Source organism: Nonomuraea sp. NPDC050733 (genome assembly GCF_040654215.1).
In the GTDB taxonomy this organism is placed as follows: domain Bacteria; phylum Actinomycetota; class Actinomycetes; order Streptosporangiales; family Streptosporangiaceae; genus Nonomuraea.
This window is the reverse complement of sequence record NZ_JBFAHO010000017.1, coordinates 76,732-98,448: the sequence shown is the minus strand read 5'-3', so window position 1 is coordinate 98,448 and position 21,717 is coordinate 76,732. Positions and strand designations below refer to the sequence as shown.

The following is a 21,717-nucleotide window of genomic DNA, read 5'->3' as shown; positions in this document are numbered from 1 at the left end:
ACCCGCGGCTGGTCGAGCTGGCCGACAAGGTGGCCGCCTACCTCACACGGATGGCCGACGAGCAGGGCGAGGACTACGTCGACGACACCGACATCGAGCCGCCGTTCGCCAAGCTGATGGACACGCTGGCGTTCGACACCGTGCCGCCGGCCCGCCGGCTGATCGAGCTGCTGAAGCGGCGCGGCTGGACGGGCTGGACCAAGCTCGAGCGCGTGGAGCCGGCGCAGGACGCAGGGTCAGCCGGCGACTCGGGGCAGGGACGGGAGTCCGGGGGCCGCCGCGGCTCCGGTCTCGACGCCTTCGAACAGGGTCGCCGCCCGCGCGGCGGTGTCCGCGGCCCAGCGCCCGGTGCTGAGCAGCCCCAGGGACAGGATGCCGACGCCGAGCCCGAGGACCAGCCACCACACGCCGTGCTCCGCGCCGGTGAACGCCGTCCCGCCGCGCGCCGCGGCCGTTCCCACGATCGTTCCGGCGATCGCGACGCCCAGGGTGGTGCCGGTCTGCCGGCCGGCGGAGGCGACCGAGGCGGCCACCCCGGCCATCGAGGCGGGCATTCCGGCGACCGCCATGTTGGTGATCGGCGGGTTGACGGTGCCCTGCGCGATGCCGAACAGCACATAGATCGCGAGCACGGCCGGCAGCGCGGTGGCCGGTCCGAGCCAGAGCGACATGCCGCCGGCGAGGGCCAGCGCGGTCCCGGACACCACCAGCGGGAGCCGGGGACCGCGCCCGCCGACCAGCCGGCCGCTGATCGGGGAGAGCACCACGATCAGCCCTCCGACCGGAAGGAGGCACAGCCCGGCCATCAGCGCCGACATGCCTCGTACGTTCTGCAGGTAGAGCATGGTCACGAACAGGAACGCGCCGAACCCGCACAGGGCGAACAGCGCCATCGGGATCGCCGAGCTGAACGGCACGCTCCGGAACAGACGCAGCTCCAGCAGCGGGTCGGCACGGCGCGGCTCGTAGACCAGAATGCCTGCGACGCCGAGCACGGCGACGGCGAGCAGGCCGAGGACCACCGGTGAGGCCCAGCCCAGCCTGCCCGACTCGATGATCGGGTAGACGACACAGCCCAGCACCAGGACCACGAGGACCTGGCCTACCGGGTCGAACCGGCGTGCCCGCGCCGCACGGGACTCCGGCACGAACAGGGCGGTGCACCCGATCGCGGCGGCCACGATCGGCACGTTGACCCAGAAGATGGAACGCCAGCCGAGGCCGTCGACCAGCACGCCACCGAGGATCGGCCCCAGCGCCAGCGCCAGACCGGACGTCGCGCCGAACACGCCGATGGCCCTGGCCCGCTCGGCCCGGGCGGGGAACGTGGTGGCGACGATCGCCATGGCCACCGGGTTGAGCATCGTGCCGCCGACGCCCTGCAGTGCTCGCGCCGCGATCAGCCAACCCATGCTCGGCGCCAGGCTGCACAGCAGCGAGCCGAGCCCGAAGGCGGCGAGGCCGATCTGGAAGATCCGCCGGCGGCCGACGCGGTCGGCGGTGGACCCGGCCAGCAGCAGGAAACCGGCGAGCACCAGTGTGTACGCGCCCACGGTCCACTGCAGGCCGGACACCGAGGTGTGCAGGTCGCGGCGGATCGCCGGCAGTGCGACGTTGACGATGGAGATGTCCATGACGACGACGACCATGCTCGCGCAGCAGATCGCGAGGACCAACGATCGGCGGCGTGCGCTGAGTTCGGGCATACAGGTCCAATCGGTAGGCACCGCTGACGATCGCGGTGAGGCGCCTCAGTGACTGACCACGACGCTAGGATTTAGAGCGTGCTCGAAGTCAAGTCGCAGCCCACACCCGCGCCCGCCCACTCCGACCCCGATCCGGGCCTGAGCATCGCCGAGGCCGCCCGCCGCACCGGGGTCAGCGTGCACACGCTGCGCTACTACGAGCGCGCCGGCCTGGTCGTCACCACCGTCGAGCGCACCGCCGGCGGCCGGCGGCGCTACCACCGGATCGACCTCAAGTGGATCGACGTCTGCACCAGGCTGCGGGCCACCGGCATGCCCATCAGGGCCATCCGGCACTACGCCGAGCTCGTGGCCGCCGGTCACGGCAACGAGCAGGAGCGGCTCGCCCTCATGGAGGCCCACCGCGCCGACGTGACGGCCAGGCTCGCCGAGCTGCAGGAGAATCTCAAGCTCATCGACCACAAGATCGACGTCTATCGCGGCCGGCTCGTCGCCGGCGACGCCGACCGGCTGTGGGCGCCCAACCGCCCGGAAGACACTGCCTGAAGGCTCTCCGGCGGTGGTGAGGCACTGAGCGGCCGGGGCGGGTGGCCGGCGCGGGACCATCCGCCCGTTCTCAGCTCAGTGTCAGGTGATGTCGCCGCGCATGGGGCTGCTCGGCTTGATAGGCAAGTCGCTACTTGCCTATTGTGGGGATCATGGCGGAGGATGTCTTCAAGGCCCTGGCCGACCCCACCCGCCGGCGCATCCTCGATGAGCTGGTGGAACGGGACGGCCAGACCCTGTTCGAGATTTGCACACGGCTGGTGACCAAGCATGGTCTCGGCCTGTCCCGCCAGGCGATCAGTCAGCACCTGGCGGTACTGGAATCCGCGGACCTGGTCCGTTCGCGGCGCGAGGGCCGCTACAAGATCCACGATCTGAACACCGAACCCCTTGAGCTCATCGTCACCCGGTGGCTCAAGCGCGACGCACCGGAGGCACCCCATGAAGATCCACCTGACCAGCGTCTTCGTCGATGACCAGGACAAGGCCCTGCGCTTCTACACCGACGTGCTCGGCTTCGTGAAGAAGCACGATGTCCCGCTGGGCGAGGACCGCTGGCTCACCGTGGTCTCACCGGAAGACCTCGACGGAACCGAGCTGCTGCTGGAGCCCGACGGCCATCCCGCCGTGAGGCCGTACAAGGAGGCGCTGGTCAATGACGGCATCCCGGCCACCTCCTTCGCCGTGGAGGACGTGGCCGCGGAGTTCGGACGGCTGCGCGGGCTCGGGGTCCGCTTCACCCAGGAGCCGCTGGAGATGGGCCCGGTCACCACAGCGGTCCTGGACGACACCTGCGGCAACCTGCTCCAGATCGTGCACAGCAAGTAGGGAGAGCGGGGCCGCCATCGGGCCGGACGTGTCGCCGCTGGAGGACCATGCGATGCCGTCACCGCGGTCTACGATCACAACATGGGCGTCTTGCCGCTTCTCCTGGTGTTCGCAGGGCTCGCCGCGGGGGTCGTCGGGCACCTCGGCCTGGCGAGCGGATCCAACTCGCCTCGGAGCCTGACGAGGACCTCCTTCGGCAGGCCGGGGAGCGCGGCAACAGCCGCCAGTACCTCAGTACCGGGACCCTGACCGAGCCTCGCGCAGGTCATCGTGGGTGGCCGCAGCGGGACGGGCTCGGCGCTGTCCGGGGGGAGGGCGTGGTCTGCGGAGGTCAAGAGGGCGGCTCCATCCCGCGAATGTGGTCAGAGCAGCTTGTCCAGGGTGATCGGCAGGCTGCGGACACGCTTGCCAGTGGCGTGGTGGATGGCGTTCGCGAGGGCGCCGGCCACGCCCGTGACGCCGATCTCGCCGAGGCCGAGCAGCCCGAGCGGCATGGTCGGGTCGGGCTCGTCCAGGTAGTGGATGTCGATCGGCGGGATGTCGGCGTGCACGGGGACGTGGTACTCGGCCAGGCTCGGGTTCATGATGCGCCCGGTGCGCGGATCCACCAGGGTCTCCTCCGAGAGCGTCATGCCGATGCCCATGACGATGCCGCCGCGGAGCTGGCTGACCGCGGTCTTGGCGTTGATCACCCTGCCGACGTCGAACACGCCGAGCCAGCGCGACACCCGCACCTCGCCGGTGTCGGGGTCCACCCGCACCTCGCAGAACTGCGCCCCGCACCCCGCCTTCACCCAGCGCCGCTGGTCGCGCAGGAACTTCGCGACGAACCTCGCCTGCCCGGCCAGCGCGCCGAGCCGGGTCTGGGAGCCGACCGCCGCTTCGACGTGGTCCCGTCCCGCCCGGGTGAGGATCTCCGCGTACGACCCGCCCTCGCCGAGTGCGCGCACCTTGCGCTTCAGCTTGTCGCAGGCGGCCAGCAGGCTCGCGGCGGCGCTCACGGTCTGGGCGGAGGCGCCCGCGGCGGGTCCGGTGGGCAGCGTGGAGTCGCCGTGCTCCACCCGCACCGCCTCGAACGGCACGCCGAGCGCGTCGGCCGCGATCTGTGCCTGGGTGGTCACCGCGCCCATACCCATCTCCTGCAGGCCGCACCGCACCAGGACGCTCCCGTCCGCCGACAGCCGCACCGTGACGTTGGCGGGGAACTGCATCGTTCCGTGGTGCGCGGTGGCGACGCCCATGCCGACCAGCCATCGGCCGTCCCGCATCGAGCCCGGCTCGGGCGTGCGGTCCGCCCAGCCGAACCGCTCCGCGCCGTAGGCGTACGCCTCGCGCAGCAGCCGGTGGGAGAAGCGCTTGCCGTCGATCGGGTTCGTCTCCGGCTCGTTGCGCATCCGCAGCGCGATCGGGTCCATGCCCAGCTCGTACGCGAGCTCGTCCACCGCCGCCTCCAGCGCGAACGTGCCGGTCGCCTCGCCAGGAGCGCGCATGAAGGTGTTGGGAAGCAGGTCGAGCTCGACGAGACTGTGCCGGAGGAGGATGTTCGGCGCGGCGTACAGGTGCCCGGACGGCGAGGTGACCGGTTCGGGCAGGCCGCCGACCCGGCCGGTGCCGGTCACGCCGGTGTGGATGAGCGCGGTCAGCCCGCCGTCGGCCGTCGCGCCGAGCGCCACCCGTTGGATGGACGGCGAGCGCCCGCCGACCGTGCGGTAGACGCCCTCGCGAGTGAGCATCATCCGCACCGGCCGCCCGGTCGCGCGGGCCGCCAGCACGGTGAGCAGCGTGCCGGCCCACACCGGGCCCTTGCCGCCGAACGCGCCGCCGACCGCCGGCGAGATCACCCGGACGGACGCCTCGGGGACGCCGAACCTGGCCGCGAGATGGGCACGGAGCCAGGCGATGCCCTGCGTCCCTTCGTGCACGGTCAGCCGGTCGCCGTCCCACACGGCGGTGGTGGAGTGCGGCTCGATCGCGTTGTGGTTGAGCGGGGGCGTGGTGAAGCGCAGATCCACCGACACGGGGGCGCTCTCCAGCGCCGCCTCGGCGTCGCCCTTCCTGGCGCTTCCGGGCTGGAGCGGGTTGCCCTTCAGCGGGACGGCGTGCCTCTCCTCGGCGGGGAAGTCGACGGTGGCCGGGACCTCCTGGTAGGTGACCCTGACCAGTCCCGCCGCCTCACGCGCCGCCTCCAGGGTCTCGGCGACGACGACCGCGACGGGCTGGCCGTTCCAGTGCACCTCGTCGGTGCCGAGGTAGTTGACCGAGGTCCCAGTGACGATCATGCCTCCGTTCGTCAGGGTCGCCCGCGGCGGCGGCTTCATACGGGGCGCGTTCTCGTGGGTGAGCACGGTCAGCACGCCCGGCACGGCGGCGGCCCCGGCCACGTCGAATCCGGTGACGCGGCCCCGTGCGACCGTCGCGTGCACCAGCGCGGCGTACGCGAGACGGGGGTACGGGTACTCACCCGCGAATAGTGCCTGCCCGCTGGTCTTGGCTCGGCCGTCCACCCTGTCGATCGGCTTGCCCACCACCGGCCCCGTCATGCCGCGCCCCTCTCCGTGAGCAACTGGCGCAGGGTCGCGACGATCGTGCGCCGGGCGAGCTCGATCTTGAATTCGTTTCCCGGAAGTCCTTCGGCGGGTGCGAGCTCGATCTCGGCGGCGTACCGGAAGGACTCCTCGGTGGCGGGCGCGCCGAGCAGTGCCTGCTCGGCCTTCGAGGCCCGCCATGGCTTGGCGGCGACCCCGCCCAGCGCGAGCCGCGCCCCGGTGACCACGCCGTGACGGACCTCCAGCGCGGCGGCGACCGAGACCAGCGCGAACGCGTACGACGCGCGGTCACGCACCTTGCGGTAACGCGAGCTCGCGGCGACCGGCAGGTCTGGCAGCTCGACGGCGGTGATCAGCTCGTCGGCGGCCAGCTCGGTCTCGATGTGCGGGGTGTCGCCGGGCAGCCGGTGGAAGTGCGCCAGCGGGATGCGGCGGACGCCGCGCACGCTCTCCGCCTCGACCACGGCGTCCAGCGCGGCGAGCGCGACGCACATGTCGGACGGATGGGTGGCGACGCAGGCCCCGCTCGCGCCGAGGATCGCCCCGCCCCGGTTGAACCCGTCGCGCGCGGCGCAGCCGGCTCCCGGCTCGCGCTTGTTGCAGGGGGCCGCACCGTCGTAGAAGTACAGGCAACGGGTGCGCTGCAGCAGGTTGCCCCCGACCGTCGCCATGTTCCTGAGCTGCGCCGACGCGCCGGACAGGAGCGCCTGGGCCAGCATCGGGTATCGGGTGCGGATCAGCCGGTGCGCGGCGAGGCGGCTGTTGCGGACCAGCGCGCCGACGCGCACGCCACCGCCGGGCAGTTCCTCGATGTCCTCCAGCGGCAGCCTGGTGACGTCGACGACGGTCGAGGGCCGCTCGATCCCCTCGCGCATGAGGTCGACCAGGTTGGTGCCGCCGCCGAGGAACTTCGCGCCCGGCTCCGCCGCCACCGCCCGGACGGCGGCGGCCACGTCGGGTGGGCGCACGTACGCGAACGATCTCATCGCGCAATCTCCTCCGGAACCCGGGTCGCGGCGTCCGCTCCGGCGACCTCCTTGATCGCGGCGACGATGCCGTTGTAGGCGCCGCAGCGGCACAGGTTGCCGCTCATCCGCTCCCTGATCTCGGCGTCGGTCAACTCCACGCCGTCGGCGGCGAGGTGCTCGGTCACCGCGCTCGGCACGCCGTCCCCGTGCTCGGCCAGCATGCCGATCGCCGAGCAGATCTGGCCGGAGGTGCAATAGCCGCACTGGAAACCGTCGTTGGCGACGAACGCCGTCTGGAGCGGGCTCGCGACCCCCTCGATCGTGGTGATCTCGCGGCCCTCGTACTGGATGGCGAGCGCGAGGCAGGCGTTGACGCGCACGCCGTCCGCCAGGACCGTGCAGGCTCCGCACGCGCCCTGGTCACAGCCCTTCTTCGTGCCGGTCAGCCCGAGGCGCTCGCGCAGGGCGTCGAGCAGGCTGACCCGTGGTTCCAGGTCGAGCTCGTGGGTGGTCCCGTTCACCCGTAGCCGTACAGCCGGCATGGCTCCTCCGTAGGTGGGGGTTCCCGGCGACGTTAACAGACCACTGTCCCCCTAACAAGCGGACAGTGGTCTGTTAAGAGTGCCGTTATGCTGTCGGGGAAAATGAGGAACTCGGAATTTCTGCGGGCCAGACGGCCGGAGCACAAGCAACAGCGACGCGAGGCGATCCTCGCCGCCGCGCGCGACCTCGCCCTGCAGTCGGGCGTGCGTACGGTCAGCCTGCGCGCTGTGGCGACGGCCGCGGGACTGGCGAAGTCCAATGTGGTGCGCTATTTCGGCACGCGCGAGGAGATCTATCTCGAACTCGCCGCCGAGGAGTGGCAGGGCTGGAGACAGGCGGCCACCGAGCGGCTGCGCGCCGCCGGCGCGCCGGGCGACGTGGTCGACGCCCTCGCCGAGACGCTGGTGGCGCGGCCGCTGATGTGCGACCTGCTCGGCCACATCTCGGCCAGCCTGGAGCACAACGTGTCCCTCGAGGCGGCCCGCGCGTTCAAGGTGGTACTCCTGGACGTGGGCGCCGGCCTCGGGGCCGAGGTGGCGCGAGCCACCGGGTTGACCGACGGCGAGGGACTGGAGCTGGTCGGGGCGGCCACCGGACTGGCCGCGTCCCTCTACCCGATGGCCAATCCGTCCCCGGTGCTGACCGAGCTCTACGCGCAGGAGCCGTGGATCGCCGCCGCGCGTCCGCCGTTCCTCCCGACGCTGAAGCGCGCCCTCACCGCGTTGCTCGCCGGCCTGCCGACGCTGCGCTGACTCGGTGATGCCGACCGCGGGTGCGAACATCCGCGACCAGGTGAGCAGACCGGCACACGGGGCGCCAGCTCTCCTCCCGCCGGCGACAAACCATCCAGAGCAACCAATGGCCCGAGTATCAGGTTGTCAGCGGGATTCCTGTGCGCTGAGCAGAGTGAGGGCGTTGCGGATGCCCTCTTCGAGGAGTTCGTCGGAGAGTCGCCGGTCGGCCAGGGCGCGGGAGAGCTGCAGCGTCCCGACCATCATGGCGTAGATGCTGAGGATCCTCGTGCGCACCGAGCGTGGATCGGCGGGCGCAAGGCGAGCGGCGATACCGTCGACGACGGCGAGCACGCCGTCGGTGTACGCCTGCTTGGTCTCGTCCGCGCAGCGCCCGATCTCATCGAGGAGTGCCGCGGAGGGACAGCCGTCGTCGGGACTGTCGCGGTGCTGGGGCGACAGATACCACCGTACGATCTGCTCGACTCCGGCGACGCCGGGGGCCGCCTGCTCGATGACGTTCGCGTACTGGGTGCGCAACTGGTCCGCGACCGCGGTGGCCACGAGGTCGTCCTTGGATGCGAAGTGGGCGTAGAAGGCGCCGTTGGTCAGTCCGGCGTCCGCCATCAGCGTCGAGATGCCCGAGCCGTCGATACCGTCCCGCTTGAACCGGCGGCCGGCGGTCTCGATGATCCGCTGCCTCGTCGCCTGCTTGTGCTCTTTCCCGTAACGCGTCACGCGCTCGCTCCTTTGTGCGCCGCAAGGGTCACCCGCGCTTCGCCATCATATTGGATTGCGAACGTACTCCAATGGTGTGCTGACGGTGTCTTGGAGTACCGACACGCCTTCTCCGCAGTCGGCCCGATTCAGTCGTCGTCGGGCGTCATCGAGATCACGACCTTTCCGGCCGTGGTGCGGCCCTGCTCGACGTACGCCATCGCCTCGAGCGTCCGGTCGAAGGGAAAGGTTCGGTCGATGACCGGGCGGAGCTGTCCGTTGTCGTACAGGGTGCCGAGTTCACGGAGCTGGGCGCCGCTGGCCTGCATGAAAAGGAACTGATAGCGCACACCCAGGGCCTTGGCCTGCTTGCGCACCTTGCGGCTGAGCGCGGTCATGACCACGCCCATGAGCGACGGGGCGTCGAGTTGCCTGGCAAACCCGACGTCCGGCGGGCCGACGACACCGACGGCCAGGCCGCCCGGCTTCAGCACAGTCAGCGACTTCTCGAGGTTTGTCCCGCCAAGGGAGTCCAGCACCAGGTCGTAGCCGGACAGCACCTGCGAGAAGTCTTCCTTGGTGTAGTCGACGACGATGTCGGCGCCGAGACTCCTGACCAACTTCTCGGTGCGGGAGTTCGTGGTCGTCGCCACCGTGGCACCGAGGTGCTTGGCGAGCTGGATTGCCGTCGATCCGAGGCCACCGGCACCGGCGTGGATGAGCACCTTCTGACCCGGCATCACGTGGGCGCGGTCGACGAGGATCTGCCAGGCGGCCAAGGCCACCAGTGGCACCGCGGCCGCCTCGCGGAGGGTGAGTGACTCCGGCTTGGGCGAGACGTCGTCCTGGTCGATCGCAACGAACTCGGCGAAGCCTCCGATCCGCAGGTCGCGGGGGCGTGCGTAGACCTCGTCGCCGACTGTCAGGTCGCGCACGGCCGACCCGACCTGCGTCACGATGCCGGCGACGTCGTGGCCGAGCACGAACGGAAGCTTGTACTTCAGGAGTCGTTTGAACTCCCCGTTGCGGACCATTTTGTCCAGCGGGTTGATGCTGGTGGCGCTCACTCTGACCAGGACGTCGCCGTCCCCGACGGTGGGCTCGGGAACGTCTGCGGCGCGTAGGCCGTCCTTGCCGTACTTCTCGACGACGAATGCCTTCATGTCAGCCATCCCTTTGCGTGATCTTCTCGGTTGCCTTCTCGGTGGACGATGCGCATGTCCGGGCAGCTTCCAGATCAGCTGCCGAGGTGCCGGCGGAGCCACTGACCCATCTGCTCGATCGCCCGGTCCACCTCGGGCACGCGCCCCGCGCCCAGGATGAACGAGTGCTGGCCCCCGGGCAGCGGGCGGACCTCGGAGAGGATCTTGAAGTCGGCGAGTCGGCGGCCGAAGTCGGCTCCCTCGCCGGCAAGCGTCTCGTACTCGCCGTAGTGGAGGGCCGTGGGCGGCAGGCCGGTCAGGTCGGCGTTCGCGATGCTGATGTCGGGGTCGGTGAAGTCCACGCCGGGGTCCTGCAGCCAAGCCGCTCGGAACTGCTCGAGGATGCCCCGGCTGAGCATCTTGTCGAGTTCCTCGTTCTCGTCCACCTTCGGGTTGCTGATGGTGAGGTCGGTCCACGGCGAGATGCTGATGATCGCCCCGGGGGCTGCCTCGCCCTTGGCGAGCAGGCGCAGCGGCAGCGCGACCGCGAGGGTGCCTCCGATGGAGTGGCCGGTGCTGCCGATGTTCCGCGGCTCGTAGCCCTGCGCGAGCAGCCAGCGGTAAGCGGTCTCGGCGTCGTCGATCTGCGCCGGGTGAGGGTGCTCGGGCGCCAGGCGGAAGCCCACGACGAGTGAGCGGGCTCCGGCCGCCTTGGCGATGTGGCCGGCCGCCTTGCGGTCCGATGAGATAGAGGCCGCGACCGATCCGCCGAAATGGAAGTGGAGCAGCGCCTTGCCGGGGTCGGCGCCCTCAGGGATGGCCCACAGGGCGGGGACGCCGTCCGCGTCCACCTCGGCGTAGGTGACGCCTTCCGGCTCGGTCGACGCCGAAGCATGTGTGTCGACGATGTCGCGGACGACGGCCAGGTCGAGCCCCGGTGTCGACGCCTTCGCGCGCACGCTTTCGAGGAACTGCGCGAACTGCTGTGCTTCCGAGCCGATTCCCATGGTGATGCTCCTTGTCTGGGCAGGGCTGAACGCGCCTCTCGCGCGCACTGCAGGTCGATGGGCCGGGTGCGAGGTCAGCCGGGCATCCGGTTGAATTTGCGGATCTGCTTGTCGAAGATCCCGGCGGGGACGAGGCGTCGCGCGGTGGTGATGCGTGAGGCGAGCGGTCCGGCGGTGTAGCGCAGCCTCGGTCTCGGGGCGGTGGCCGCCGTGACGATCTCCTTGGCGACGACGGCGGGGTCGTCGCCGGTCTTCATCGCCGCAGCGACCACTTCGTCGAAGACCCGCCGCCGCTCCGCATACAGCGGCATCGGGGTGTCGGGCTGCGCGGAATTGGCATCGAAGGCGGTCCGGGTGTAGCCGGGCTCGACGAGCAGGACGCGGACGCCGTGCTCGCGGACCTCGTGGTCCAGGGACTCGGAGTAGCCCTCGACGGCGTGCTTCGCGGCGACGTAGAGGGCCATGTAGGGCTGCGGGATGACGCCGAGGACGGACGAGAGGTTGACGATGCGGCCACGGCCCTGGGCGCGCATGTGCGGCAGGACGGCCTTCGTCATGCGGACGAGACCGAAGAAGTTGAGGTCGAAGAGGCTCTGGGCCTGGGCGACGGAGTTCTCCTCGGCGGCGCCGGCCGAGCCGAGACCGGCGTTGTTGACGAGGACGTCGATCCGTCCGAACCGTTCGATCACTTCCTGGACGGCGGCGGTGACGGATTCGTCACTGGTCACGTCGAGGTCGAGGAAGGTCACGCCGGCGGTCGGGGTGAGTCCCGAGGTGTTCCGTCCGGTTCCGATCACCTCGAACCCGGCTGTGACGAAGGCGCGAGCGGTTGCGTTACCGATCCCCGATGACGCCCCCGTCACGAGTGCCACCGGCCGATGTGTCGCCATCTCAGACTCCCTGCACCATTGAATTACGATCGTTTAACTTATGACCGTAAGGCTATAGCGGAGCAGCACGGATGGCAAGGAGCGGCTTCGGCGATCGCCGGGAACCTGCTGTGGGAGCCGGTGGCCGGCCGAGGCGGTCCCGTACGTGGAGTCCTACTTACGCGCCTGCGCGGAGCTCAACCACGGCGCGGGCTTCGATCCCGCCCTGGCGACGGGCCATCGCCTGCACGGAGTACGGCACGACGACGAGTTCACTTCCGGGCGCCGGGGGACACCATGTGCGGGTGGTGGAGTGCGAGCACAAGGTGCCCTGTGTGGGGTACGCCTTCTCGCAGCGGAGCAAGGCGCAGCGGCCGGAGTTCGAAGAACTGCGGCAATCCCTGACGCGGGAGGGCAGGGGTGGCGAGTTCGGCCGCGAGCATAGGGAGCACATGGGCGGCTCGCGGCCGGACAACGTCCTCGTGCGGGCCTACCCGGACGGCCACCTGCCCGAGCAGAACCAGCACCGCGGGCCCTGACCGGGCCGCGCTGTCAGAGCTCAGCCGAGGGGGCGTCCCCGTCCCGCAGCGCGGCCAGGGCGGGCGCGTACATGCGTGCCTTGATGGTGCCGAGCGTCGCGCCGGCCTTGCCCGTCAGGGTACGGGCGATCTCCACGGCGGTACGGCGCACCGCGTCCTCCTCGACCGCGCGGTCCACGATGGCGGCGGCCAGGGCGTCGTGGCCGCCATAGCGGCGGGCGGTGGTCATGGCCTCGTGCGCGGCCTGTGGGGTCAGCCGGGCCTGGATCAGCGCCGACATGCCCGGGGTGAACGGGATGTCGATGTCGGCCTCGGGCAGGCACCAGTAGCCGCGGTCGGCGCGCATCACGCGGAAGTCGTGGGCCAGGGACAGCATGGCGCCGGCGGCGAAGGTGTGACCCTGCAGGGCCGCCACGGTGATCATCGGCAGGGCCAGCATCCGCGCCAGGAGTTCGTGGACGCTGACGACGTAGTCCCGGTGCCGGTCGGCGTGGGCGAACAGCCAGTCCAGGTCCAGGCCGGTGGAGAAGAACTTCCCGGTGGCGGCGGTCACCAGGGCGCGGGGCCCTTCCGCCTTCTCCACCTCGTCCAGCGCGGCGTTGACGGCGTCGATCCAGTCGGGGTGGAAGCGGTTCTCGGTGTCGCCGAGGTCGAGGACGAAGACGTCGTCCTGGCGGTCGAGCATGGGCACGGCGGCTCCCTCGGGCGGAGTGGGCGGCAGGTCACGCCGACGATCGGATTCTACCGTCGAGTAACTTACGCCCTCCGGCAGAGACCCCGCAACGGAGCCTCCGGCGGACCGGTTCTGTTACCTTTCCCCGTCGGCACTCGTCATGGGTGCGACGACCGGGAACGAACGGCCGTCACACCGATGAGTGAACGGAGAACAGGATGCTGACCGACATCATGTACGTGACGATCTACGTCACCGATCAGGACCGCGCGCTGGAGTTCTACACCGGGGGACTCGGCCTGGAGAAGCGGATCGACTTCTCGGGGCCCGACGGGCGGTTCCTCACCGTCGGCGTTCCCGGCAGCCCGGTGCAGATCCTCCTGTGGCCGCATGCGGCGGCCGCGGGACAGCCGGGCGACGTGGACCGGCATGCCGCCGCGCCCGGTCCGCTGATCCTCGAATCCGATGATCTGCGGAAGGACTTCGAGATCCTGCGCCGGCGCGGCGTCACCTTCAGAGAGCAGGAACCCGTGGACTACCCGTTCGGGGTGCGCATCGAGGCGGTGGACCCGGACGGCAACCGGGTCTCGCTCCGCCAGCAGCGAAAGCCGTGACCGCCCACCCGTCCGGCCTCGTGACCGAGGCGTTCGAAGCCCAGCGCGATCGGCTGCGCGCCCTCGCGTACCGCGTGCTGGGCTCGCACGCCGACGCCGAGGACGTTGTCCAGGAAGCGTGGATGCGCCTCGTCCGCCAGGACGAGGCGACCATCGGCAACCTGGCGGGCTGGCTGACCACCGTGGTCGGCCGGATCAGCCTGGACCTCCTGAGATCCCGTCGAGCCCACCCCGAGACCGCCTACGGGCACGAGTTCGCGGACCTCGTGGTGACGCCCGCCCGCGACCCCGCGCCGGACGAGCAGGTGGCGCTGGCCGATTCGGTCGGCCTCGCCATGCTCGTCGTGCTCGACTCGCTCACCCCGAGCGAGCGCCTGGCGTTCGTCCTGCACGACATGTTCGCGGTCCCGTTCCAGGAGATCGGCCACATCCTCGGCAAGTCCGCCGACGCCGCCAAGATGATCGCCAGCCGCGCCCGCCGCAAGGTCCAAGCCATGGACCGGCCAGCGGGCCCCGGCCGCGAGCACCAGGAGGTCGTCCAGGCATTCCGCGCCGCCGCGCTCGGCGGCGACTTCGAAGCGCTCCTGCGTGTCCTCGATCCGAACGTGAAGCTGACCGTCGACACCCCCGGCGGCATGGTCGTCACCCTCGGCGCCACCGAAGTCGCCGCCGGCGCCCGCATGTTCTCCGGCCAGGTCGCCCGCCAGCAGCCCGTGCTGGTCAACGGCGTCCCCGGCCACATGTCCTGGCGCCCCGACGGAACCCCGCTCTCCGTCATCGCCTTCACGGTCACAGAAGGCCGGATCAGCGGCATCCACATCGTCGTCGATCCGGCCAAACTCGCCTCGATCGAGCTGCCCGCCCCGGCCTGAGCCGGTGTCGTCAGGGTCGGCCCGTGCCTGCGCAAGTCATCCCGGGCCGACCAGCCGAGGTCGCCTGCCTCCGCCTCGATCAGACCGGGGCCTGGTCTGTCGGCGAAGGTGTCGCGCGTAGGACCATGAGCGAGTCCTCCAAGGTCGCCACCATGGCGAAGGGGAACCGGTCGACCTCAAGACAGAGCGCGACGTCATCAGGATGGACCTGTCCATTCCGGTCATGATCCCGCATGCCCGCCCCGAAGCACCCGGAAGGTGGCAGGCGTCACATCAACGGTCTGCTACCGCGAGGCGTTACGGTTTTCCGCCATCGAAGTCGGAGGTTCGCCGCCATGGTGGCCGTACCGGCGGCTGCCTAGCGTTGCCGGCGTGATCAGTCTCAAGAATCTGACCAAGCGCTACGGCGACCGGACCGCCGTCGACGACCTGTCGCTGGAGGTGCGGCCGGGCGCGGTGACCGGGTTCCTCGGGCCGAACGGGGCCGGCAAGTCGACGACGATGCGCCTGGTTCTCGGACTCGACCGCCCCACCGCGGGCACGGCGCTGATCGGCGGCGTCCCGTACCACGAGATCAGGAACCCGCTGCGCACGGTCGGCGCGATGCTGGACGCGCGGGCGCTGCATCCCGGACGCAGCGGGCACGCGCACCTGGCGGCGCTGGCCCGCAGCAACGGCATCGCGCGCGGCCGGGTCGCGGAGGTCCTGGACAAGGTGGGGATGACGGACGCGGCGCGCAAGCGGGCCGGCGCGCTGTCGCTCGGCATGAGCCAGCGGCTCGGCATCGCGGCCGCGCTGCTGGGCGATCCCGAGGTGCTGATGTTCGACGAGCCCGTCAACGGGCTCGACCCCGACGGCGTGCGCTGGGTACGCCACCTGATGCGCTCGCTGGCGGGGGAGGGGCGCACGGTGTTCGTCTCCAGCCACCTGATGAGCGAGATGCAGCTGACCGCCGACCATCTGGTGGTGATCGGCAGGGGACGGCTCATCATGGACGCGCCGCTGGCTGAGGTGATCGCCGGCAGCGCCCTGACCGCCGTGGCCGTCCGCACGCCGCACGCGGACGACCTGGCCGTACGGCTGAGCGCCGCCGGGATCACCGTGGAACGCCTCGGGGAGAACGAGCTCGTCGCCACCGGCGCCACGGTCGAGCGCGTCGGCGACCTGGCGTACGAGGCGGGCATCCGCCTGCACGAGCTGCGCACGCGCGAGGCGTCGCTGGAGCAGGCCTACCAGGAGCTGACGGCGAGCAGCGTGGAGTACGGCACCGAGAAGGCGGGGGCGTGACCATCGTGATCATGGGGAGCGGAGAGCTGGGCCGGGCGGTCGGCGCCGAATGGGTGAAGCTGTGGTCGGTGCGCTCCACCTGGTGGTGCCTGGCCGCGGCGACGGTGCTCATGGTGCTCAGCGCGTTGATGCTCGGCGGGGCCACGGTCACCGACATGGTCCGCGAAGGCGTCACGGGGGCGCGCCTGACGGCGAGCGAGCCGGTGGTGTCGGCGACGTCGTTCGTGCAGTTCGCGCTGGTGGCGATGGCGATGCTGGTGGTCACCTCCGAGTACGCGTCGGGCGGCATCCGCGCCACGCTGCAGGCCACCCCGATCCGCGGCCGGGTGCTCGCCGCGAAGGCGCTGGTGGTGGTGCCGGTGATGCTGGCCGTGGGAGTGGTGGCCGGGGGCGTGGCCACGGCGGCCGTCTACGCGGTGCTGTCCGCCGACGTGTTCGGCGGCCGGGTGGAGCTGCCGCCCGCCGAGGTCGCGCTCGACCTCCTGCGCATGGGCGTCTTCTTCGCCCTGGTGGCGGTCATGGCGGTCGGCGTGGGCGCCGCGATGCGCAGCGCGGCCGGCACCCTGACCGTGGTGTTCATGCTGCTGATGGGCCTGCCGTTGCTGCTGCTGATGACGGGCAGCCAGGCGGCGCTGGAGGCGTCGATGCGCATGCCGCTGTTCGCCGGCCTGGCGTTCATGGGCAGCACCGACAACCTGACCGGTGGCCCGATCCCGTACACCGCCGCGGAGGGGCTGGCCTGGCTGGCGGGGTGGACGGCGGCGGCTCTGGCGGCGGGCCACGCGGTCCTGCGCCGGCGTGACGCCTAGACTGCTGGCCGTGTCGGGTTACCGGGTCGCGCGCACCCTGGTCGGGGTGCTCGCGGGTGCGGCCCTCGGCATCGCCGAGCTGCTCTTCCTCTGCGTGGCCTGGCCGGCGTCCCTGTTCGCGTCCACGCGGCCCGCCGCCGAGCGGGGCCTGGCCCGGCTGACGGCACTCGAACGCCGGCGGCTGTCCCGGTGGCTCGGCCACGACACCGAGCCCGGAGGCGGCGGCTACGGCTTCCTGGCCGCCCGCGCCGCCCTGGGCGTCATGGTGGGGTACGTCCTGGCGGCCGGGCTGTTCCTCAGCGGCCTGCTGCTGACCGGAGGGCTGTGGGCCGTCGCCACGGGCAGGGGCGAGGCGGTGGCCGTCAACCTGCCCGGCGTGCGACTGGTCACCGACACCGCGATCCTCGGGCTGTCCAGCGCGGCGTTCCTGCTGGTCCTGCTCGTGGCCGCGACCGCCGCCGCGGGCGCCGCCGAGCGGCGGCTGGCCGGCCGTTTCCTCGGGCCGAGCCGGCAGGAGGTGATGCGCAGGCGCATCGCCGAGCTGACCGCGACCCGCTCGGGCATCGTCCGGGCCGTGGACGACGAGCGGCGCAGGATCGAGCGTGACCTGCACGACGGCGTGCAGCAGCGGGGCGTGGCGCTGGCCATGCTGCTGGGCCGCGCCCGGCACAGCGCCGACCCCGCCAGGACGGGGGAGCTCGTCGGCCAGGCGTACACCGAGTCGCGCCGGCTCCTGGACGAGCTGCGCAGCGTCGCCTGGCGGATCTACCCGACCGCGCTGGACGAGCTGGGCCTGCGCGCCGCGCTCGCGGGCGTGGCCGAGCGGTCGGGCGGGCCGGTGACCGTGCACTACGGGCTGACCGGGCGGCCCGTGTCCGAGGTGGAGACGGCCCTGTACTTCGTCGCCCGCGAGGCGATCACCAACGCGATCAAGCACGCCGGCGCGGGTGACATCCTGGTCGTGCTGAGCGAGGACGAGGAGACGGTCAGCGTGGCGATCTCGGACGACGGCGTGGGCGGCGCGGACCCCTCGGGCGGCGGCCTGTCCGGCCTGGCCAGGCGCGTCCTGGCGCTCGACGGGTCGTTCGCCGTCGACAGCCCGCCGGGCGGCCCCACCAGGATCACGGCGACGCTGCCCAAGGAGACGCCGTGCGGGTGATCCTGGCCGACGACTCGGTGCTGCTCCGCGAGGGTCTGGGCCGGCTGCTCGACGACGCCGGTCACCAGGTCGTCGCCGCAGTCGGGGACGCGCCGGCGCTGCTCGCCGCCGTCGAGGAGCACCGCCCCGACGTGGCGGTCGTCGACGTGCGCATGCCGCCGACGCACACCGACGAAGGGCTGCGGGCGGCACTGGAGATCCGCGAACGCCTCCCGGAGGTCGCCGTGCTCGTCCTGTCGCAGTACGTGGAGAAGACGTACGCCGCCACGCTCCTGGCCGGGCACACCGAGGGGCTGGGCTACCTGCTCAAGGACCGGGTCTCGGAGGTGGCCGACTTCCTGGACTCGCTGGAGCGGGTACGCGCGGGCGGCACGGTGGTGGACCCCGAGGTGGTCCGTCAGCTGCTCGCCCGCACCACCCACGCCGACCCGCTGAGCAGGCTCAGCCCCCGCGAGGCCGAGGTGCTGCGCCACCTCGCGCAGGGCTACGTCAACACGGCGATCGCCGAGCGCCTGCACGTGTCGCTGAGCACGGTGGAGAAGCACATCAACGCCATCATGGAGAAGCTGGACCTGCCGCGCGATCCCGGTTACAGCCGCAGGGTGCTGGCGATCCTGCGCTACCTCGACCATTGACCGCGCGCGGATCGTCCTACTGCTGGTCCTGCGGCCAGCAGCCGGCGGCGGTGCGCCGCGCGCTTCAGGGCTCGGCTCTTCCGGTGGCCCAGGCCCACGCGGCGATGGCGACCCGGTTCCGGGCGCCGATCTTGTCGTGGATGGAGGCGATGTGGTTCTTCACGGTGCCCGGGGAGAGGAAGAGCTCCGCGGCGATCTCGGCGTTGGTCCTGCCGTGCGCGACCATGGCCACGATCTGGTCCTCCCGCTCGGTGAGGACGACGTGTGGCGACTCCTGCGGCACGCCGCGCCGGCGGAGCAGCCGGACGGTGAGTTGCGGGCTGATGAGCATGTCGCCGTTCATGGCGGCGCGGATCGCCTCGATGAGCAGCGTGGGTCCGGAGCGTTTCAGGATGAACCCGGCGGCGCCGTGGCGCAGGGCGGCATTGACGTACTCGTCGAGCCCGAACGTGGTGACGACCACGACGTGGATGCCGGTGCCGGCCAGAGCCCGGGTCACTTCGATGCCGTCGGCGCGGGGCATGCGGATGTCGGCGAGCACCACGTCGGGTTTGACGGTCTTCGCGGTGTCGATCGCGGCGCGGCCGTCGGCGGCCTCGGCGACGACGGTCATGTCCGGCTGGGCGTCGAGGATCATGCGGAAGGCGGCGCGGATGCCTTCCTGGTCGTCGGCGATGAGGATTCGGGTGACCACTCCGGTGATTGTGCCAGCGGCAGGCGGGCCGTCAGCGACCACCCGTCCGGCAGCGCCCGCGTCACCAGCTCGCCGCCCTGCTCCGCCACGAGCGCGGCCAGGCCGGGCAGGCCGGACCCGCCCCGCCGGCGGCTTCGCGCGCGGGCCACGCCGTCGTTGGTCATCGTGACCTCCAGGACCCCGGCCGAGGCGCCGACGCGCAGGTCGACGTGCCCGGCCCGCGGCGCATGCCGCCGGACGTTGGTCAGTCCCTCGATCACGACCCGGTAGGCCAGCGCCGCGGTCTCCACCGGAACCGTCACGGCCGGGTCCATGCGAAGGCTGACCCGGGCGGGGCCGGCGGCGGAGAACCGCTCGGCCGCCTCGGCTATGCCGCCCAGATCGCCGACGGGGCCGAGCGGCCGGTCGTGGTGCAGCATGTCGAGCGTGCGGTCCAGCATCGACAGGGCCCGCTGCCCCGCGGCCTCGACGCGTTCGAGAGCCCGCAGCGGATCGCCCGCCACGCCGCCCGCCTGGGCGTGCGCCACCATCTCGCCGATGTCGTGGGCGACGAAGTCGTGCAGGTCCCGGGCCAGCCGCAGCCGCAGGGCGGTGCGCGTGTCGGCCACCGCCCGCTCCTGCCGTACGTCGAGGGAGCGCAGGTAGGCGCCCACGGCGACGGCCGCCAACGCCCCCAGACCCCAGAACGCGCACACGCCCACTCCCTCCAGCGGCGATGCGGGCGTGAACACGCGCAGCAGCCAGGTGGCCGCGGCCAGACCCGCCGCCGACGAGGAGACCACGGCCTGCCGGAGGGGGGCGTACCGGACGACCAGGCCCACCAGCACCATCAGCGCCACGCTCTCGGCCATCCCGAGCGCGTCGGCGCCCGGCGCGGCCCGCGTCACGCCGGTGGCGTGGGCCGCCGTGACGGCCAGGGACACGCTCGCGGCCAGGAGGGCCGACGCGGACAGACGCGGCCTGAGCCGGGGCCGGAACAGCCCGGTCGCGGCCACCGCGACGGCGACCAGCGCGGGCACCGCCTCCGACACCAGGGCGACAGCCCACGTCACGTCCACCTGATGAAGATACGCGCACCGGAGGGTTCACCCGCGAGTGCCGAACGGCACCTCTTCCGGCCCCAGGGGTGCCGATCGGCATCTGGCTCACCGACCGGCCCCGCCATGAGGCTGATCACATGAAGACTTTCACCTATGCCTGGCGACAGTATGCGGCGGCGCTGTGGGCGCTGGCCTACGGTGTGCTCGGCGTCGCGTGGGCGCTGGGAACGCCGGGCTTCCCCTGGGGCGCCGCCGACCCCGACCCCGACGGGGCGCTGTCGATCCTGGCCGGCACGACACCGGCCTTCGGCTGGTGGATCGCCGCCTTCTGCCTGCTCACCGCGGTGACGGCACTGGCGCTGACCCGCCGAAGCGGCCACCGTGCGCCGCTGTTCGTGGCCTGGCCCGTCGCCGCGCTCCTCATCCTGGTGATTCCCGACTCCCGGCTGATGATGGGCGTCGCCTACACGCCGCTCTTGCTGGCCGCCCCCGTCTTCGGGTGGGGCCTGGGCGGCGCCACCTTCGCCGACGCCTGGCCGTGGCCGGTGCTCAACCAGCTCGTGTGCGTGCTGGGCGGCCTGCTGCTGGCCACCGCCGCGCTGGCCTACGGACGCGACCAGGGGCGCAGGAGCTGGTTCACCCCGGAGCGCGGGCGCGTCGCGGTGTACGTGGCGGTCGCGGTGCCGCTGGTGTACTGCGCCACCCGGTGGGCGTGGGCGCTGGGCATTCCGCTCGGCGTGAGCAAGGAGTTCCTGGCCGAGGGCGAGGGCGGCCTGTGGCTGGCGGGCGCCTATCTGGCGACCTTCGGCGCGTTCGGCGGCGTGCTCACCCTCGGGCTGATCCAGCGGTGGGGCGAGATCTTCCCCCGCTGGATCCCCGGACTGCGCGGCAGGCGGGTGCCGCCGCTGCTCGCGGTCGTCCCGGCCGGATTCGTCTCGATCATCGTCACCGTGGCCGGGCTCACCTATCTCCGCTGGACGATCGCCGGCCGGTTCGCCCTGGCCGAATGGGGTGCCTGGCTGCCGGAGTGCTTCTGGCCGATCTGGGGCGCCGCGCTGGCCACCGCCGCCGTCTCCTACCACCGGCGTCGCCGGCAGACCACAGCCGAGGCGGCCGCCGGCCACGCGCCGGGCTAGGCGGTCGTGCCGGCGGCGGACCGCTCGCCGCGGCCGCCGTACCAGGCGCTCCACACGCCGAGCAGCACCAGCGTCCCGACCAGCATGACCGACGACAGGCCGGCCATCACGTCGACCGGCAGCAGGTAGACGAGCGGGATCCGCGCCGCCGACTCCGCCAGCAGGGCGCCCGCCCAGGTCAGCGTCATCACGAGGTACACGCGCCGGAACGCCGGCTGGTCGCGGTACAGGACGTCCCAGCGCCCGGCCGTCGCCGCGTCCTCCGCGCCGAAGCGCTTGGCCAGCCCGAACGCGGCCGGGCGGCCGGCCACGCACGTGGCCACCAGCACCGCGGCGATCACCGCCGTGGTGACGGACTTGACGGCCAGCGTGAACCGCGCGTCCCCGGTGACGAAGGCCAGTGCGAGGCCGAGGCCGAAGATCAGGAACATGAACGCGGCGAAGCCCTCCAGCCTGCGCTCCCGGACCGCGACGTAGGCGGCGCGGACGAGGCCGGCCAGCGCGGCGGTCAGCAGGGCGGCGTACTCGGAGGCATGCAGGAGCCGGAGGACGTAGTAGAGGGCGACCGAGGGCACGACGTCACACAGGGCGACCCTGAGCATGGAGCGGTTCATGACCACGTCCTCACCTTAACGCGAATATTCTCGCTTCAAAGT

General features: G+C 71.8%; 24 protein-coding genes. 12 read left to right on the top strand and 12 right to left on the bottom strand.

The genetic code is table 11. The features are described 5' to 3' along the window. Positions 1–236: 236 nt before the first annotated feature. Entirely contained in the window at positions 237–1,706 is a 1,470-nt protein-coding gene (locus AB0H64_RS25330; protein WP_357628899.1) for a DHA2 family efflux MFS transporter permease subunit, read from the bottom strand. A 78-nt stretch (positions 1,707–1,784) separates the two neighbouring features. Here AB0H64_RS25330 and AB0H64_RS25325 point away from each other — a divergent pair, with 78 nt between their 5' ends. From AB0H64_RS25325 to AB0H64_RS25315, 3 genes are all read left to right on the top strand, one after another. After that, entirely contained in the window at positions 1,785–2,252 is a 468-nt protein-coding gene (locus tag AB0H64_RS25325; protein WP_357628896.1) for a MerR family transcriptional regulator, read from the top strand. A 152-nt stretch (positions 2,253–2,404) separates the two neighbouring features. Beyond that, entirely contained in the window at positions 2,405–2,728 is a 324-nt protein-coding gene (locus AB0H64_RS25320; protein WP_357628893.1) for a metalloregulator ArsR/SmtB family transcription factor, read from the top strand. Further along, entirely contained in the window at positions 2,694–3,080 is a 387-nt protein-coding gene (locus AB0H64_RS25315) for a VOC family protein (protein WP_357628890.1), read from the top strand. The genes AB0H64_RS25320 and AB0H64_RS25315 overlap by 35 nt, the downstream gene beginning before the upstream one ends. Positions 3,081–3,442: 362 nt before the next feature. On the opposite strand, the gene AB0H64_RS25310 is transcribed toward AB0H64_RS25315, so the two are convergent. Genes AB0H64_RS25310 through AB0H64_RS25300 form a run of 3 tightly spaced genes read right to left on the bottom strand, consistent with a single transcriptional unit; the run spans position 3,443 to position 7,136 of the window. Then, positions 3,443–5,620, bottom strand: coding sequence for a xanthine dehydrogenase family protein molybdopterin-binding subunit (locus AB0H64_RS25310; protein WP_357628888.1), 2,178 nt, complete (start codon positions 5,618–5,620; stop codon positions 3,443–3,445). Next, positions 5,617–6,612, bottom strand: a complete 996-nt coding sequence (locus tag AB0H64_RS25305) for a xanthine dehydrogenase family protein subunit M (RefSeq protein ID WP_357628885.1) — start codon at positions 6,610–6,612, stop codon at positions 5,617–5,619. Before AB0H64_RS25305 ends, AB0H64_RS25310 begins: the two co-directional genes overlap by 4 nt. Beyond that, positions 6,609–7,136 carry a 2Fe-2S iron-sulfur cluster-binding protein gene (locus AB0H64_RS25300; protein ID WP_357628883.1) on the bottom strand — a complete coding sequence of 176 codons (528 nt, stop codon included), beginning with the start codon at positions 7,134–7,136 and terminating at the stop codon, positions 6,609–6,611. The genes AB0H64_RS25305 and AB0H64_RS25300 overlap by 4 nt, the downstream gene beginning before the upstream one ends. Before the next feature lie 102 nt (positions 7,137–7,238). On the opposite strand from AB0H64_RS25300, the gene AB0H64_RS25295 reads away from it, so the two are divergent. Further along, the gene (locus tag AB0H64_RS25295) at positions 7,239–7,889 is read left to right on the top strand and encodes a TetR family transcriptional regulator (protein WP_357628880.1); all 651 of its coding nucleotides are present in this window, start codon (positions 7,239–7,241) and stop codon (positions 7,887–7,889) included. A 126-nt stretch (positions 7,890–8,015) separates the two neighbouring features. Here AB0H64_RS25295 and AB0H64_RS25290 read toward each other — a convergent pair whose 3' ends face one another. The 4 genes from AB0H64_RS25290 to AB0H64_RS25275 all read right to left on the bottom strand — a co-directional run bounded on the left by AB0H64_RS25290 (position 8,016) and on the right by AB0H64_RS25275 (position 11,624). Further along, entirely contained in the window at positions 8,016–8,606 is a 591-nt protein-coding gene (locus AB0H64_RS25290; protein ID WP_357628877.1) for a TetR/AcrR family transcriptional regulator, read from the bottom strand. A 128-nt stretch (positions 8,607–8,734) separates the two neighbouring features. Beyond that, the gene (locus AB0H64_RS25285; protein WP_357628874.1) at positions 8,735–9,748 is read right to left on the bottom strand and encodes an NADP-dependent oxidoreductase; all 1,014 of its coding nucleotides are present in this window, start codon (positions 9,746–9,748) and stop codon (positions 8,735–8,737) included. Positions 9,749–9,822: 74 nt separating this feature from the next. Beyond that, complete coding sequence (locus tag AB0H64_RS25280; RefSeq protein ID WP_357628871.1) at positions 9,823–10,734, bottom strand: alpha/beta hydrolase; 912 nt, start codon at positions 10,732–10,734, stop codon at positions 9,823–9,825. A gap of 74 nt (positions 10,735–10,808) precedes the next feature. Continuing rightward, positions 10,809–11,624 (bottom strand): oxidoreductase, encoded by an 816-nt coding sequence (locus AB0H64_RS25275; protein WP_357628868.1) that lies wholly within the window; start codon positions 11,622–11,624, stop codon positions 10,809–10,811. A 278-nt stretch (positions 11,625–11,902) separates the two neighbouring features. Here AB0H64_RS25275 and AB0H64_RS25270 point away from each other — a divergent pair, with 278 nt between their 5' ends. After that, positions 11,903–12,142, top strand: a complete 240-nt coding sequence (locus tag AB0H64_RS25270) for a hypothetical protein (RefSeq protein ID WP_357628865.1) — start codon at positions 11,903–11,905, stop codon at positions 12,140–12,142. A gap of 13 nt (positions 12,143–12,155) precedes the next feature. Here the strand turns inward: AB0H64_RS25270 and AB0H64_RS25265 are convergent, their stop codons facing one another. Then, complete coding sequence (locus tag AB0H64_RS25265) at positions 12,156–12,833, bottom strand: enoyl-CoA hydratase-related protein (protein ID WP_357628863.1); 678 nt, start codon at positions 12,831–12,833, stop codon at positions 12,156–12,158. 200 nt (positions 12,834–13,033) lie between these two features. On the opposite strand from AB0H64_RS25265, the gene AB0H64_RS25260 reads away from it, so the two are divergent. The 6 genes from AB0H64_RS25260 (at position 13,034) to AB0H64_RS25235 (ending at position 18,191) form a co-directional block, all read left to right on the top strand. Further along, the gene (locus AB0H64_RS25260; protein ID WP_357628861.1) at positions 13,034–13,429 is read left to right on the top strand and encodes a VOC family protein; all 396 of its coding nucleotides are present in this window, start codon (positions 13,034–13,036) and stop codon (positions 13,427–13,429) included. Continuing rightward, a complete protein-coding gene (locus tag AB0H64_RS25255) occupies positions 13,426–14,301 on the top strand; it encodes a sigma-70 family RNA polymerase sigma factor (protein WP_357628858.1) in 876 nt (291 codons plus the stop codon). Before AB0H64_RS25260 ends, AB0H64_RS25255 begins: the two co-directional genes overlap by 4 nt. Before the next feature lie 372 nt (positions 14,302–14,673). Continuing rightward, a complete protein-coding gene (locus AB0H64_RS25250; RefSeq protein ID WP_357628855.1) occupies positions 14,674–15,588 on the top strand; it encodes an ATP-binding cassette domain-containing protein in 915 nt (304 codons plus the stop codon). Beyond that, positions 15,585–16,397 (top strand): ABC transporter permease, encoded by an 813-nt coding sequence (locus AB0H64_RS25245; RefSeq protein ID WP_357628852.1) that lies wholly within the window; start codon positions 15,585–15,587, stop codon positions 16,395–16,397. Before AB0H64_RS25250 ends, AB0H64_RS25245 begins: the two co-directional genes overlap by 4 nt. Before the next feature lie 10 nt (positions 16,398–16,407). Next, the gene (locus AB0H64_RS25240; RefSeq protein WP_357628849.1) at positions 16,408–17,556 is read left to right on the top strand and encodes a histidine kinase; all 1,149 of its coding nucleotides are present in this window, start codon (positions 16,408–16,410) and stop codon (positions 17,554–17,556) included. After that, entirely contained in the window at positions 17,547–18,191 is a 645-nt protein-coding gene (locus AB0H64_RS25235; protein WP_357628846.1) for a response regulator transcription factor, read from the top strand. The genes AB0H64_RS25240 and AB0H64_RS25235 overlap by 10 nt, the downstream gene beginning before the upstream one ends. A gap of 64 nt (positions 18,192–18,255) precedes the next feature. Here the strand turns inward: AB0H64_RS25235 and AB0H64_RS25230 are convergent, their stop codons facing one another. Together AB0H64_RS25230 and AB0H64_RS25225 are read right to left on the bottom strand one after the other, a co-directional pair. After that, positions 18,256–18,885: a response regulator transcription factor gene (locus AB0H64_RS25230; protein WP_357628843.1), complete on the bottom strand. Its 630-nt coding sequence runs from the start codon at positions 18,883–18,885 to the stop codon at positions 18,256–18,258. Next, entirely contained in the window at positions 18,825–19,943 is a 1,119-nt protein-coding gene (locus AB0H64_RS25225) for a hypothetical protein (protein ID WP_357628841.1), read from the bottom strand. The genes AB0H64_RS25230 and AB0H64_RS25225 overlap by 61 nt, the downstream gene beginning before the upstream one ends. Positions 19,944–20,062: 119 nt before the next feature. On the opposite strand from AB0H64_RS25225, the gene AB0H64_RS25220 reads away from it, so the two are divergent. Next, positions 20,063–21,061, top strand: coding sequence for a hypothetical protein (locus AB0H64_RS25220; protein WP_357628838.1), 999 nt, complete (start codon positions 20,063–20,065; stop codon positions 21,059–21,061). Here the strand turns inward: AB0H64_RS25220 and AB0H64_RS25215 are convergent. After that, positions 21,058–21,675 (bottom strand): VC0807 family protein, encoded by a 618-nt coding sequence (locus AB0H64_RS25215; RefSeq protein WP_357628835.1) that lies wholly within the window; start codon positions 21,673–21,675, stop codon positions 21,058–21,060. The two genes, AB0H64_RS25220 and AB0H64_RS25215, sit on opposite strands and share 4 nt — an antisense overlap. Between the last annotated feature and the right edge of the window lie 42 nt (positions 21,676–21,717).